Here is a 13,871-nt window from a genome sequence, read left to right as displayed (position 1 = left end):
CTAGTTAGAGAAAAACTATAATTGAAAACTATATCTTCTTGCAGTATAATAAAAGGACTATGTGTTTGAAATTTAGTTTCATACTCAATGAAAATCAAAGAGTAAACTAGCCGTAAGCTGCTCAAAGTACAGCTTTGAGGTTGCAGATAGAACTGACGAAGTCAGCTCAAAACACAGTTTTGAGGTTGCAGATAGAACTGACGAAGTCAGCTCAAAACACCGTTTTGAGGTTGTAGATGAAACTGACGAAGTCAGTAACCATACCTACGGCAAGGCGACGCTGACGAAGTTTGAATTGGATTTTCACAGAGTGTAAATTGTTGAAACTAGGTTGTCATACAATGTGTACCACTTGGGCTTTGGCAGTAGCTAACTGCACTAAATATAATATAAGGAGGGTTTTATGGGGAAAGGCCATTGGAATCGGAAAAGAGTTTATAGCATTCGTAAGTTTGCTGTGGGAGCTTGCTCAGTAATGATTGGGACTTGTGCAGTTCTATTAGGAGGAAATATAGCTGGAGAATCTGTAGTTTATGCGGATGAAACACTTATTACTCATACTGCTGAGAAACCTAAAGAGGAAAAAACGATAGTAGAAGAAAAGGCTGATAAAGCTTTGGAAACTAAAAATGTAGTTGAAAGGACAGAACAAAGTGAATCTAGTTCAACTGAGGCTATTGCATCTGAGAAGAAAGAAGATGAAGCCGTAACTCCAAAAGAGGAAAAAGTGTCTGCTAAACCGGAAGAAAAAGCTCCAAGGATAGAATCACAAGCTTCAAGTCAAGAAAAACCGCTTAGGGAAGATGCTAAAGCTGTAACAAATGAAGAAGTGAATCAAATGATTGAAGACAGGAAAGTGGATTTTAATCAAAATTGGCACTTTAAACTCAATGCAAATTCTAAGGAAGTCATTAAACAGGATGCAGATGTATCTACGTGGAAAAAATTGGATTTACCGTATGACTGGAGTATTTTTAACGATTTCGATCATGAATCTCCTGCACAAAATGAAGGTGGACAGCTTAACGGTGGGGAAGCTTGGTATCGCAAGACTTTCAAACTAGATGAAAAAGACCTCAAGAAAAATGTTCGCCTTACTTTTGATGGCGTCTACATGGATTCTCAAGTTTATGTCAATGGTCAGTTAGTGGGGCATTATCCAAATGGTTATAACCAATTTTCATATGATATCACTAACTATTTGAACAAAGATGGTCGTGAGAATGTGATTGCTGTCCATGCAGTCAACAAACAGCCAAGTAGCCGTTGGTATTCAGGAAGTGGTATCTATCGTGATGTGACTTTACAAGTGACAGATAAGGTGCATGTTGAGAAAAATGGGACAACTATTTTAACACCAAAACTTGAAGAACAACAACATGGCAAGGTTGAAACTCATGTGACCAGCAAAATCGTCAATACGGACGACAAAGACCATGAACTTGTAGCAGAATATCAAATCGTTGAACGTGGTGGTCAGGCTGTGACAGGTCTAGTACGTACAGAGAGTCGTACCTTAAAAGCACATGAATCAACAAGCCTAGATGCGATTTTAGAAGTTGAAAGACCAAAACTCTGGACCGTTTTAAATGACAAACCTGCCTTGTACGAATTGATTACGCGTGTTTACCGTGACGGTCAATTGGTTGATGCTAAGAAGGATTTGTTTGGTTACCGTTACTATCACTGGACTCCAAATGAAGGTTTCTCTTTGAATGGTGAACGTATTAAATTCCATGGAGTATCCTTGCACCACGACCATGGGGCGCTTGGAGCAGAAGAAAACTATAAAGCAGAATACCGTCGTCTCAAACAAATGAAGGAGATGGGAGTTAACTCCATCCGTACAACCCACAACCCTGCTAGTGAGCAAACCTTGCAAATCGCAGCAGAACTAGGTTTACTCGTTCAGGAAGAGGCCTTTGATACTTGGTATGGTGGCAAGAAACCTTATGACTATGGACGTTTCTTTGAAAAAGATGCCACTCACCCAGAAGCTCGAAAAGGTGAAAAATGGTCTGATTTTGACCTACGTACCATGGTCGAAAGAGGCAAAAACAACCCTGCTATCTTCATGTGGTCAATTGGTAATGAAATAGGTGAAGCTAATGGTGATGCCCACTCTTTAGCAACTGTTAAACGTTTGGTCAAGGTTATCAAGGATGTTGATAAGACTCGCTATGTTACCATGGGAGCAGATAAATTCCGTTTCGGTAATGGTAGCGGAGGGCATGAGAAAATTGCTGATGAACTCGATGCTGTTGGATTTAACTATTCTGAAGATAATTACAAAGCCCTTAGAGCTAAGCATCCAAAATGGTTGATTTATGGATCAGAAACATCTTCAGCTACCCGTACACGTGGAAGTTACTATCGCCCTGAACGTGAATTGAAACATAGCAATGGACCTGAGCGTCATTATGAACAGTCTGACTATGGGAATGATCGTGTGGGTTGGGGGAAAACAGCAACCGCTTCATGGACTTTTGACCGTGACAACGCTGGCTATGCTGGACAGTTTATCTGGACAGGTACGGACTATATTGGTGAACCTACACCATGGCACAACCAAAATCAAACTCCTGTTAAGAGCTCTTACTTTGGTATCGTAGATACAGCCGGCATTCCAAAACATGACTTCTATCTCTACCAAAGCCAATGGGTTTCTGTTAAGAAGAAACCGATGGTACACCTTCTTCCTCACTGGAACTGGGAAAACAAAGAATTAGCATCCAAAGTAGCTGACTCAGAAGGTAAGATTCCAGTTCGTGCTTATTCGAATGCTTCTAGTGTAGAATTGTTCTTGAATGGAAAATCTCTTGGTCTTAAGACCTTCAACAAAAAACAAACCAGCGATGGTCGTACCTACCAAGAAGGTGCGAATGCTAAGGAACTCTATCTTGAGTGGAAGGTTGCTTACCAACCAGGTACCTTGGAAGCTGTAGCTCGCGATGAAGCTGGAAAAGAAATTGCACGTGACAAGATTACCACTGCAGGGCAACCAGCAGGAGTTCGCCTCGTCAAGGAAGAACACGCCATCGCCGCAGATGGAAAAGACTTGACTTACATCTACTACGAAATCGTAGACAGTGAAGGAAATGTTGTACCAACTGCCAATAATTTGGTTCGTTTCCAATTGCATGGACAAGGTCAACTAGTCGGTGTCGATAATGGGGAACAAGCCAGCCGAGAACGCTATAAGGCGCAAGCAGATGGTTCATGGATCCGTAGAGCCTTTAACGGTAAAGGGGTTGCCATCGTTAAATCAACTGAACAAGCAGGTAAATTCACTCTGACTGCCCACTCAGATCTCTTGAAATCGGACCAAGTTACCGTCTTTACTGGTAAGAAAGAAGGACAAGAGAAGACTGTTTTGGGGACAGAAGTAGCAAGAGTTCGTACATTAATTGGTAAAGAACCAAAAATGCCGAAAACAGTAGGTTTTGTATACAGCGACGGTAGTCGTGAAAAACTTCCAGTAACTTGGTCTCAAGTCGATGTTAGTCAAGCAGGAGTTGTGACTGTTAAAGGTACAGCAAATGGACGTGAGGTAGAGGCTCATGTCGAGGTTCTAGCAATTGCGAAAGAATTACCAACAGTTAAACGTATTGCTCCAAATACTAACTTGAATTCTGTAGACAAATCTGTTTCCTATGTTTTGACTGATGGAAGTGTACAAGAGTATGAAGTGGACAAGTGGGAGATTGCCGAAGAAGATAAAGTTAAGTTAGCAATTCCAGGTTCTCGTATTCAAGCGACCGGTTATTTAGAAGGTCAACCAATTCATGCAACCCTTGTGGTAGAAGAAGGAAATGCTGCAGCACCTGTAGTGCCAACTGTTACTGTTGGAGGTGAGGCAGTAACAGGTCTTACTAGTCGACAACCAATGCAATATCGTACTCTATCTTATGGTGCCCAACTGCCAGAAGTCACAGCAAGTGCTGAAAATGCTGATGTGACAGTTCTTCAAGCAGGCGCAGCAAACGGCATGCGTGCGAGCATCTTTATTCAGCCTAAAGATGGTGGCCCTCTTCAAACCTATGCAATTCAATTCCTTGAAGAAGCACCAAAAATTGCTCACTTGAGCTTGCAAGTGGAAAAAGCTGACAGTCTCAAAGAAGACCAAACTGTCAAATTGTCGGTTCGAGCTCACTATCAAGATGGAACGCAAGCTGTATTACCAGCTGATAAAGTAACCTTCTCTACAAGTGGTGAAGGGGAAGTCGCAATTCGTAAAGGAATGCTTGAGTTACATAAGCCAGGAGCAGTCACTCTCAAATCGGAATATGAGGGAGCTAAAGGCCAAGTTGATCTCACTATCCAGGCCAATACTGAGAAGAAGATTGCGCAATCTATCCGTCCAGTAAATGTAGTGACAGATTTACACCAAGAACCTACTCTTCCGTCAACAGTAACGGTTGAGTATGACAAAGGTTTCCCTAAAGCTCACAAAGTCACTTGGCAAGCTATTCCGAAAGAAAAACTAGACTCCTATCAAACCTTTGAAGTACTAGGTAAAGTTGAAGGAATTGACCTTGAAGCGCGTGCAAGAGTCTCTGTAGAAGGTATCGTTTCAGTTGAAGAAGTCAGTGTGACAACTCCAATCGCAGAAGCACCACAATTACCAGAAAGCGTTCGGACATATGATTCAAATGGTCACGTTTCATCAGCTAAGGTTGCATGGGATGCGATTCGTCCAGAGCAATACGCTAAGGAAGGTGTCTTTACAGTTAATGGTCGCTTAGAAGGTACGCGATTAACAACTAAACTTCATGTTCGCGTATCTGCTCAAACTGAGCAAGGTGCAAACATTTCTGACCAATGGACCGGTTCAGAATTGCCACTTGCCTTTGCTTCAGATTCAAATCCAAGCGACCCAGTTTCAAATGTTAATGACAAGCTCATTTCCTACAATAACCAACCAGCCAATCGTTGGACAAACTGGAATCGTAGTAATCCAGAAGCTTCAGTCGGTGTTCTGTTTGGAGATTCAGGTATCTTGAGCAAACGCTCCGTTGATAATCTAAGTGTCGGATTCCACGAAGACCATGGAGTTGGTGCACCGAAGTCTTATGTGATTGAGTATTATGTTGGTAAGACTGTCCCAACAGCTCCTAAAAACCCTAGTTTTGTTGGTAATGAGGACCATGTCTTTAATGATTCTGCCAACTGGAAACCAGTTACTAATCTAAAAGCCCCTGCTCAACTCAAGGCTGGAGAAATGAACCACTTTAGCTTTGATAAAGTTGAAACCTATGCTATTCGTATTCGCATGGTTAAAGCAGATAACAAGCGTGGAACGTCTATCACAGAGGTACAAATCTTTGCGAAACAAGTTGCGGCAGCCAAACAAGGACAAACAAGAATCCAAGTTGACGGCAAAGACTTAGCAAACTTCAACCCTGATTTGACAGACTACTACCTTGAGTCTGTAGATGGAAAAGTTCCGGCAGTCACAGCAAGTGTTAGCAACAATGGTCTCGCTACCGTCGTTCCAAGCGTTCGTGAAGGTGAGCCAGTTCGTGTCATCGCGAAAGCTGAAAATGGCGACATCTTAGGAGAATACCGTCTGCACTTCACTAAGGATAAGAACTTACTTTCTCATAAACCAGTTGCTGCGGTTAAACAAGCTCGCTTGGTACAAGTAGGTCAAGCACTTGAATTGCCGACTAAGGTTCCAGTTTACTTCACAGGTAAAGATGGCTACGAAACAAAAGACTTGTCAGTTGAATGGGAAGAAGTTCCAGCAGAAAATCTGACAAAAGCAGGTCAATTTACCGTTCGAGGCCATGTTCTTGGTAGTGATCTTGTTGCTGAGTTCACTGTACGAGTGACAGACAAGCTAGGCGAAGCTCTTTCAGATAACCCAGAGTATGATGAAAACAGTAACCAGGCCTTTGCTTCAGCCACTAACGATATTGATAGAAGCTCCCATGACCGTGTGGATTATCTCAATGACGGAGATCATTCAGAAAATCGTCGTTGGACAAACTGGTCTGCAAGACCGTCTACCAATCCAGAAGTATCAGCAGGCGTAATCTTCCGTGAAAATGGTAAGATTGTAGAACGGACTGTTGCACAAGGAAAAGTTCAGTTCTTTGTAGATAGTGGTACAGATGCACCATTTAAACTTGTTTTGGAACGTTATGTCGGCCCAGACTTTGAAGTGCCTATCTACTATTCAAACTACCAAGCCTACGAATCTGGACATCCATTTAACAATCCAGAAAATTGGGAAGCTGTGCCTTATCGTGCGGATAAAGACATTGCAGCTGGTGATGAAATCAACGTAACATTTAAAGCTATCAAAGCCAAAGCTATGAGATGGCGTATGGAGCGTAAAGCAGATAAGAGCGGTGTTGCGATGATTGAGCTGACCTTCCTTGCACCAAGCGAATTGCCTCAAGAAAGCACTCAATCGAAGATTCTTGTAGATGGAAAAGAACTTGCTGATTTCGCTGAAGATCGTCAAGACTACCAAATCACCTATAAAGGTCAACGGCCAAAAGTCTCAGTTGAAGAAAACAATCAAGTAGCTTCGACTGTGGTAGATAGTGGAGAAGATAGTCTTCCAGTACTTGTTCGCCTCGTTTCAGAAAGTGGAAAACAAGTCAAGGAATACCGTATCCAGTTGACTAAGGAAAAACCAGTTTCTGAGAAGACAGTTGCTGCTGTACAAGAAGATTTTCCAAAACTCGAATTTGTTGAAAAAGATTTGGCATACAAGACAGTTGAGAAAAAAGATTCAACACTGTATCTAGGTGAAACTCGTGTAGAACAAGAAGGAAAAGTTGGAAAAGAACGTATCTTTACAGCGATTAATCCTGATGGAAGTAAGGAAGAAAAACTCCGTGAAGTGGTAGAAGTTCCGACAGACCGCATCGTCTTGGTTGGAACCAAACCAGTAGCTCAAGAAGCTAAAAAACCACAAGTGTCAGAAAAAGCAGATACAAAACCAATTGATTCAAGTGAAGCTAGTCAAACTAATAAAGCCCAGTTACCAAATACAGGTAGTGCGGCAAGTCAAGCAGCAGTAGCAGGTTTAGCTCTTCTAGGTTTGAGTGCAGGATTAGTAGTTACTAAAGGTAAAAAAGAAGACTAGAAATTTTGATACCTTCTTTATCATTAAAGACCAAAGAAAAACTCTTGTCCTAAATAGAAGATAAAGAGTCTGGGACAAAATAGTTCTCAGCCACAAAAAGCTAGAGATTTCCAATTGTGGAACTCTAGCTTTTTAATTTTGAGTCGTTCTCTTATTGTATAGTAGATTGAAACTAGAATAGTACACTTCTACTTCTAAAACATTGTTAGAAATCGATTTGACTGTCCTTATCGATTTGTCCTGTTCTTATTTCATTTCACTATATTTTAGGAGGTTATTGGCCATAAGTACCAATCCCATGTCAATTCTCACTTGACGCTTGCCCCTCAGATTACATCTCTTGTAACCCAAACAAGCCTTTATCTGCCCAAAGACAGGTTCCATATCAATCTTGCGTTGAGCGAAAATCTGTCTACCTTGGGGAGATAAAAGCGCCTGACATTCTTTAGCTTTCAAGTTTTGATAGCGTTCGTTCATATACAGTCCCTTTTGAGGGGCTGATTCAGGTTCGTCGGCGTAGTAAACCTTGATTTCCTGTTGCAAGTCTGTCTGTGTTTTCTGATGTTTGATATGGTGAAAACGATAGCACCAGCCATCAGGATGTGTGTAGCTATCCTCCTTGTTATCATAGTGCCAATTCGCTAAGTTTCTAGCTGACTGTTTATACCCTCTCTTTTGTTCCTTGTCAAACATGGCATATTTAATCAGAAGGGGAGTGATTTCTTCTTGAAAATAGACCTGTATCTGTTCTTGAAGTTTGGCGGAGAATTTCTCTGTCGTTTTCTTCCACACAAAACTATACTTGTTGGCATTGGCTTCAATCTTAGTTCCGTCAATAAACAGACAATCTAAGGTCACTAACTCTTCCACTTTTAAACGAAGATTGAGGTCGATGAAAAGATCACGAATAAGGTCTTCCATCCCTTCAGCGACTCGAAAACGATTGATGGTGCGATAGCTGACAACCAACTGCCCTGTTAGGTATTACATAGCCAGATTTTCAATCATCATTTTTTCAATTTTTCGCCCAGAGAAAATCCCTTGTGAATAGGCAAATAGAAGAGCAGATACAAGCATTTTTGGGTGATAAGACGGGCGACCAAAGGCATGATAGAAGGCGTGGAAGTGATAATCCTCCAAGGTATTCACCACTTTTTCAATCGTAAAGACGAGATGGTCTTGTGGCAAGAAGGAACTGATTTCTAGTGGTAAAGTTGTTTGATTTGTGTTATAGTGAATATGCATGGGATAGCCTTTCTAAACGGTTTATTGTGCAATTCTATTTTACCAAGACTATCGCAACCATGCAAAAAAGCAACGGCAAATCCGTTGCTTTTTTGGATATAAGAGACTATTGTCCCAGACTCTTTTCTTTGTATAAAATTGTATAGTGTTATTGTCTATACTATTTTGTAGAGAAAGCAAAAATCCCTAGAAAAAAATGCTTAGGGATTCGACTATTTCATTAAGAACAATTCAACAATCATTTTTATATACATGATAAGGGTTAATAAGAATCCTGCACGCCAGAAGAATTTGATGAATTTAGGATAGTAAAAGCTGCGTTTTTTCAAAAGGAAGAAAAAGACGAGAATAATGGCTAGGAACGAGAGGGCTAGCCCCAGTCTAGGGAGGAAATTATGGGTAAAGGTTTTAGCTGTAATCAAGTAATACTCAAATACCAAGACTGGAAAAGCCAAATCCGCAAAGTTTCGTCCTAGTTTTTTTAATCTAAAAAGTTTGGTTAGGATAATGCAGACGACTAAGGTCAGTATCAATAATAAAATAGATGCTAATTTCATTAAAATCATACCCATATTGTATCATAAAAAAAAGGCTAATGGAAACGAGAAACAGAGGAATTTATAGGAAAGTCAGGCTTTTGAGATTGTGGGTGATTTTTGTTATAATGAAAGTTATAAAATCTTATAATACCTTGAATGATTATTATCGAAAACTCTTTGGAGAAAAGACTTTTAAAGTCCCTATTGATGTGGGATTTGACTGTCCCAATCGTGATGGAACTGTGGCTCATGGAGGCTGTACTTTTTGTACGGTTTCAGGTTCTGGAGATACTATTGTAGCCCCAGATGCGCCTATCCGTGAGCAATTTTATAAGGAAATTGACTTTATGCACCGTAAGTGGCCGGATGTTCAGAAGTATCTGGTTTATTTTCAAAATTTTACCAACACCCATGAAAAGGTGGAAGTTATTCGAGAGCGTTATGAACAGGCTATCAATGAGCCAGGTGTGGTAGGAATCAATATTGGAATGCGCCCAGACTGTTTACCAGACGAAACCATCGAATATTTGGCTGAGTTATCGGAGTGCATGCATGTGACGGTTGAATTGGGCTTGTAGACTACTTATGAAGCAACTTCTGACCTGATTAACCGTGCGTATTCTTATGAATTGTAGGTGGAAACGGTCAAGCGTTTGAGAAAGTATCCCAAGATTGAGATTGTTTCCCATTTGATTAATGGTTTGCCTGGTGAAACCCATGAGATGATGGTTGAAAATGTCCGCCGTTGTGTCACGAATAACGATATTCAAGGGATTAAACTGCATTTGCTCCATCTTATGACAAATACTCGTATGCAACGAGATTACCATGAGGGACGTTTACAATTGATGAGTCAGGACGAATATGTCAGGGTCATCTGTGACCAACTGGAAATCATTCCCAAACATATCGTCATCCATCGAATCACAGGAGATGCACCTAGGGATATGCTGATTGGGCTTATGTGGAGCCTCAATAAATGGGAAGCTCTCAACAGCATTGAGATGGAGATGCGACGTCGTGGAAGTGTTCAAGGATGCAAGGCTGTAAAACAGGAGTTTGAAAATGAAAAGACCACTTGAGATGGCACATGATTTTTTGGCTGAGGTCGTGACAAAAGAGGATGTCGTAGTGGATGCGACTATGGGAAATGGTCATGACACGCTTTTTTTAGCCAAGCTAGCCAAGCAAGTCTATGCCTTTGATATTCAGAAGCAAGCCTTGGAAAAGACCCAAGAGCGTTTGCATCAGGCTGGCTTGACAAATGCCCAGTTAATCTTGCAAGGCCATGAGACACTGGACCAGTTTGTGACAAAAGCTAAGGCAGGGATTTTTAATTTGGGCTATTTGCCGTCAGCTGATAAGTCTGTCATCACCCGACCGCAGACAACGATTGAGGCATTAGAAAAGCTATGTGGCTTACTTGTCAAAGGTGGACGAATTGCTATTATGATTTACTATGGTCATGAAGGAGGTGACCTCGAGAGAGATGCTCTCTTGGATTTTGTAATCCAGTTGAACCAACAAGAGTACACAGCTGCCATTTACCGAACTTTAAACCAAGTCAACAACCCGCCGTTTTTAGTGATGATTGAAAAATTAGAGAGATACAGACATGGATAAACAATACCTACACGAAAAGCTGGATGCCATGCGCCAGAATTTTGTTGAATCAACCCACCACGAACGAGCGGTGGGCGTGCTAGACCAAGCGCATATGAGCAAAAAAATGCTTAAAATCAAGAAAAAATTAGTTGCTCTTGAAATGGAACGGTGCCAGAGAAAAATTGAGCACAAAGACTGTTCCAAGATTGACCAAAAAATCAAAGAGCAGAAGGAGATATTTGAATCCTGTTGTAAAAAAGATTAAGGAGGACGTGCGTGGAATTACTGATTTACCTCATCCTATTTTTACTGGTTTTGATTGTCTCAAGTACAACCAATAAGCTCCTGCCCTTTTTGCCTCTCCCTTTGGTGCAGATTCTTTTGGGAATTGTGATTGGTCTCTTTTTACCCAATACTGACTTTCACCTTAATACGGAGTTGTTTTTGGCACTGGTTATCGGACCCTTGCTTTTCCGAGAGGCTGAAGAAGCAGATGTTACGGCTATTTTAAAACACTGGCGAATCATTGTTTATCTCATATTTCCAGTGATTTTTATCTCGACCCTGAGTTTGGGTGGCTTGGCCCATCTTCTTTGGTTCAGCCTTCCCTTGGCAGCTTGCTTGGCTGTTGGGGCAGCCCTTGGTCCTACGGACTTGGTGGCCTTTGCCTCTCTTTCGGAGCGTTTTAGCTTTCCTAAGCGCGTGTCCAATATCCTTAAGGGCGAAGGACTCTTGAATGATGCTTCTGGTTTGGTGGCTTTTCAGGTAGCTTTGACAGCTTGGACAACTGGAGCTTTTTCTCTGGGGCAAGCTAGCAGTTCGCTTATCTTTTCAATCCTAGGCGGTTTTTTAATTGGCTTTTTAACAGCCATGACTAATCGTTTCCTGCATAGCTTCTTGCTAAGTGTGCGAGCAACGGATATTGCTAGTGAGCTCCTTCTGGAATTGAGTTTACCCTTGGTAACCTTCTTCCTGGCAGAAGAAGTCCACGTTTCAGGGATTATTGCCGTCGTAGTTGCTGGGATTTTAAAGGCGAGTCGCTTCAAGAAAATCACGCTCCTCGAAGCCCAAGTGGATACGGTGACCGCGACAGTTTGGCATACAGTGAATTTTATGCTCAACGGTTCTGTCTTTGTGATTTTAGGAATGGAGTTGGAAATGATAGCAGAGCCTATCTTGACCAATCCAATCTATAATCCCTTGCTCTTGCTGGCATCTCTTGTCACCCTTACCTTTGTCCTCTTTGCTATTCGTTTTGTCATGATCTATGGCTATTTTGCCTATAGGACTAGACGTCTCAAGAAAAAGCTAAATAAGTATATGAAGGACATGCTTCTCTTGACCTTCTCAGGTGTCAAGGGAACGGTGTCGATTGCGACGATTCTCTTGATACCAAGTAATTTAGAACAGGAGTATCCTCTCTTGCTTTTCCTTGTTGCAGGTGTGACGCTTGTAAGCTTTTTAACAGGTCTCTTGATCCTGCCTCAGCTTTCTGACGAACAGGAAGAAAGCAAGGATTATCTCATGCATATCGCCATTTTGAATGAAGTAACGCTAGAGTTGGAAAAAGAGTTGGAAGATACCAGAAATAAACTTCCCCTCTATGCGGCTATTGACAATTACCATGGACGTATTGAAAATCTCATTTTAAGCCAAGAAAACCAGGATGATCAAGAAGATTGGGCTGCTTTGAAACTCTTGATTCTTAGTATTGAAAGTGATGGTTTGGAGCAGGCCTATGAAGAGGGGAACATTAGCAATCGTGCTTACCGAGTTTACCAACGTTATCTGAAAAATATAGAACGAGGAATCAATCGTAAGTTTGCGTCACGATTGACCTATTATTTCCTTGTTTCTTTGCGGATTTTACGTTTTCTCCTTCATGAAGTTTTTACTCTCGGGAGGACTTTCCGTAGCTGGAAGGACAAGGAGCAAAGCCGTCTCCGTGCTCTTGATTATGACCAAATTGCAGAGCTCTATCTTGCCAATACAGAGATGATTATTGAAAGTTTGGAAAACCTGAAGGGAGTCTATAGACGCTCTTTGATTAGTTTTATGCAGGAGTCTCGTCTTCGAGAAACAGCTATTATCAGCAGTGGTGCCTTTGTCGAACGGGTTATCAATCGCGTTAAGCCTAACAATATCGATGAAATGCTGAGGGGCTATTATCTGGAGCGCAAGTTGATTTTCGAATACGAAGAAAAACGATTGATTACGACCAAGTATGCCAAGAAGTTACGACAAAATGTCAATAACTTAGAGAACTATTCCTTGAAGGAAGCTGCCAATACCCTGCCGTATGATATGGTGGAATTGGTAAGAAGAAATTAGTTAATACTCTTCGAAAATCTCTTCAAACCACGTCAGCGTCGCCTTGGATTATATATGTGACTGACTTCGTCAGTTTCATCTACAACCTCAAAGCAGGGCTTTGAGCAACCTGCGGCNNTTTCATTGAGTATAAGATTATAAGTGAAGGAGTGTGACATGAAAAAGTGGTGGAAAGAGCTGATAGACAAGCCTCTATTAAAAGCCTTTTTGCATTATTATCAAGCATCAGATAGTGAGTTGACCAGTGTCGCAGTAGCCTACTATTGGTTGATTTCGATTTTTCCCCTGCTTTTGGTGGTGGTCAATATCCTCCCCTATTTTCAGATTCCTGTGGGAGAATTTCTGGGATTTGTAAAAGATGTCCTGCCCCCAAGCCTCTATGAAGGTGTGGAAAAAATAGCCAGAGAAGTCTTGACCCAACCTTCAACAGGTTTATTGAGTTTTTCTGTTTTATCGGCGTTATGGAGTTTTTCAAAATCTATGAATTTCTTGCAAAAAGCTTTTAACAAGGCTTATGGCGTCGAAAAGAGTCGTGGACTTATTTCCCATCAGATGGTAAGTCTCCTAGTCAGTTTTGGTTTACAGATCCTCTTTGCTTTTGCCTTGTTTCTGAGCTTATTTGGGCAGATGATTTTGGCTTTACTTGCTCATTATTGGACAAAAGATGGCATTATCTATCAGGCTTTACAAGGTTTGGCAGGTCCTCTGACTTACGCTCTCCTCTTTGCTATCTTGGTCATGCTTTATTATTTTCTTCCCAATCTATCTAACAGGAAAATTAGCTATACCCTACCAGGCAGTGCCTTTGTTCTCTTAGTGATTTTAGGTTTACTAACTCTGTTCTCTAGTTATCTCAATTACTATGTCCATCATTTAGTGGACGTCCGAATTTTAGGTTCCGTTCTTCTTGTTGTTATGATGTTTTGGTTTATCTTGATTGCTAAAATTGTTATCCTAGGTGCGGTGATCAATGCCAGTATACAGAGTTTGAAAGATCCTAGTTTTAGAAAAGACTAACTATTTATCCATTACAAAAGCGCATAGTATCA

At 41.2% G+C, this 13,871-nt stretch carries 6 protein-coding genes and 2 pseudogenes; 6 read left to right on the top strand and 2 right to left on the bottom strand.

All coding sequences use genetic code 11. The features are described from left to right. Positions 1–403: 403 nt before the first annotated feature. Positions 404–7,102 carry an LPXTG-anchored adhesin/beta-galactosidase BgaA gene (gene bgaA, locus HT691_RS06340; protein WP_172925302.1) on the top strand — a complete coding sequence of 2,233 codons (6,699 nt, stop codon included), beginning with the start codon at positions 404–406 and terminating at the stop codon, positions 7,100–7,102. Between the two features lie 246 nt (positions 7,103–7,348). Here bgaA and HT691_RS06335 read toward each other — a convergent pair. Further along, positions 7,349–8,347: pseudogene (locus tag HT691_RS06335) on the bottom strand (transposase). Between the two features lie 212 nt (positions 8,348–8,559). After that, complete coding sequence (locus HT691_RS06330) at positions 8,560–8,919, bottom strand: DUF3397 domain-containing protein (RefSeq protein ID WP_138701776.1); 360 nt, start codon at positions 8,917–8,919, stop codon at positions 8,560–8,562. A gap of 92 nt (positions 8,920–9,011) precedes the next feature. On the opposite strand from HT691_RS06330, the pseudogene HT691_RS06325 reads away from it, so the two are divergent. The 5 genes and pseudogenes from HT691_RS06325 (at position 9,012) to HT691_RS06305 (ending at position 13,839) form a co-directional block, all read left to right on the top strand. Next, positions 9,012–9,968 (top strand): annotated as a pseudogene (locus HT691_RS06325) (TIGR01212 family radical SAM protein). After that, complete coding sequence (locus HT691_RS06320) at positions 9,952–10,509, top strand: class I SAM-dependent methyltransferase (RefSeq protein ID WP_023932952.1); 558 nt, start codon at positions 9,952–9,954, stop codon at positions 10,507–10,509. Before HT691_RS06325 ends, HT691_RS06320 begins: the two are co-directional and overlap by 17 nt. Further along, positions 10,502–10,756, top strand: coding sequence for a hypothetical protein (locus tag HT691_RS06315; RefSeq protein WP_000361073.1), 255 nt, complete (start codon positions 10,502–10,504; stop codon positions 10,754–10,756). The genes HT691_RS06320 and HT691_RS06315 overlap by 8 nt, the downstream gene beginning before the upstream one ends. Positions 10,757–10,767: 11 nt before the next feature. Beyond that, a complete protein-coding gene (locus HT691_RS06310; protein ID WP_172925301.1) occupies positions 10,768–12,822 on the top strand; it encodes a cation:proton antiporter in 2,055 nt (684 codons plus the stop codon). Between the two features lie 156 nt (positions 12,823–12,978). Beyond that, positions 12,979–13,839 (top strand): YihY/virulence factor BrkB family protein, encoded by an 861-nt coding sequence (locus HT691_RS06305; protein WP_000759506.1) that lies wholly within the window; start codon positions 12,979–12,981, stop codon positions 13,837–13,839. The last annotated feature ends 32 nt before the right edge of the window (positions 13,840–13,871 follow it).

This window comes from Streptococcus sp. 477 (assembly GCF_013277295.1).
GTDB classification, from domain to species: Bacteria; Bacillota; Bacilli; order Lactobacillales; family Streptococcaceae; genus Streptococcus; species Streptococcus pseudopneumoniae.
The sequence above is the reverse complement of the archived record's forward strand: the minus strand, read 5'-3'. Positions and strand labels throughout refer to the sequence as shown.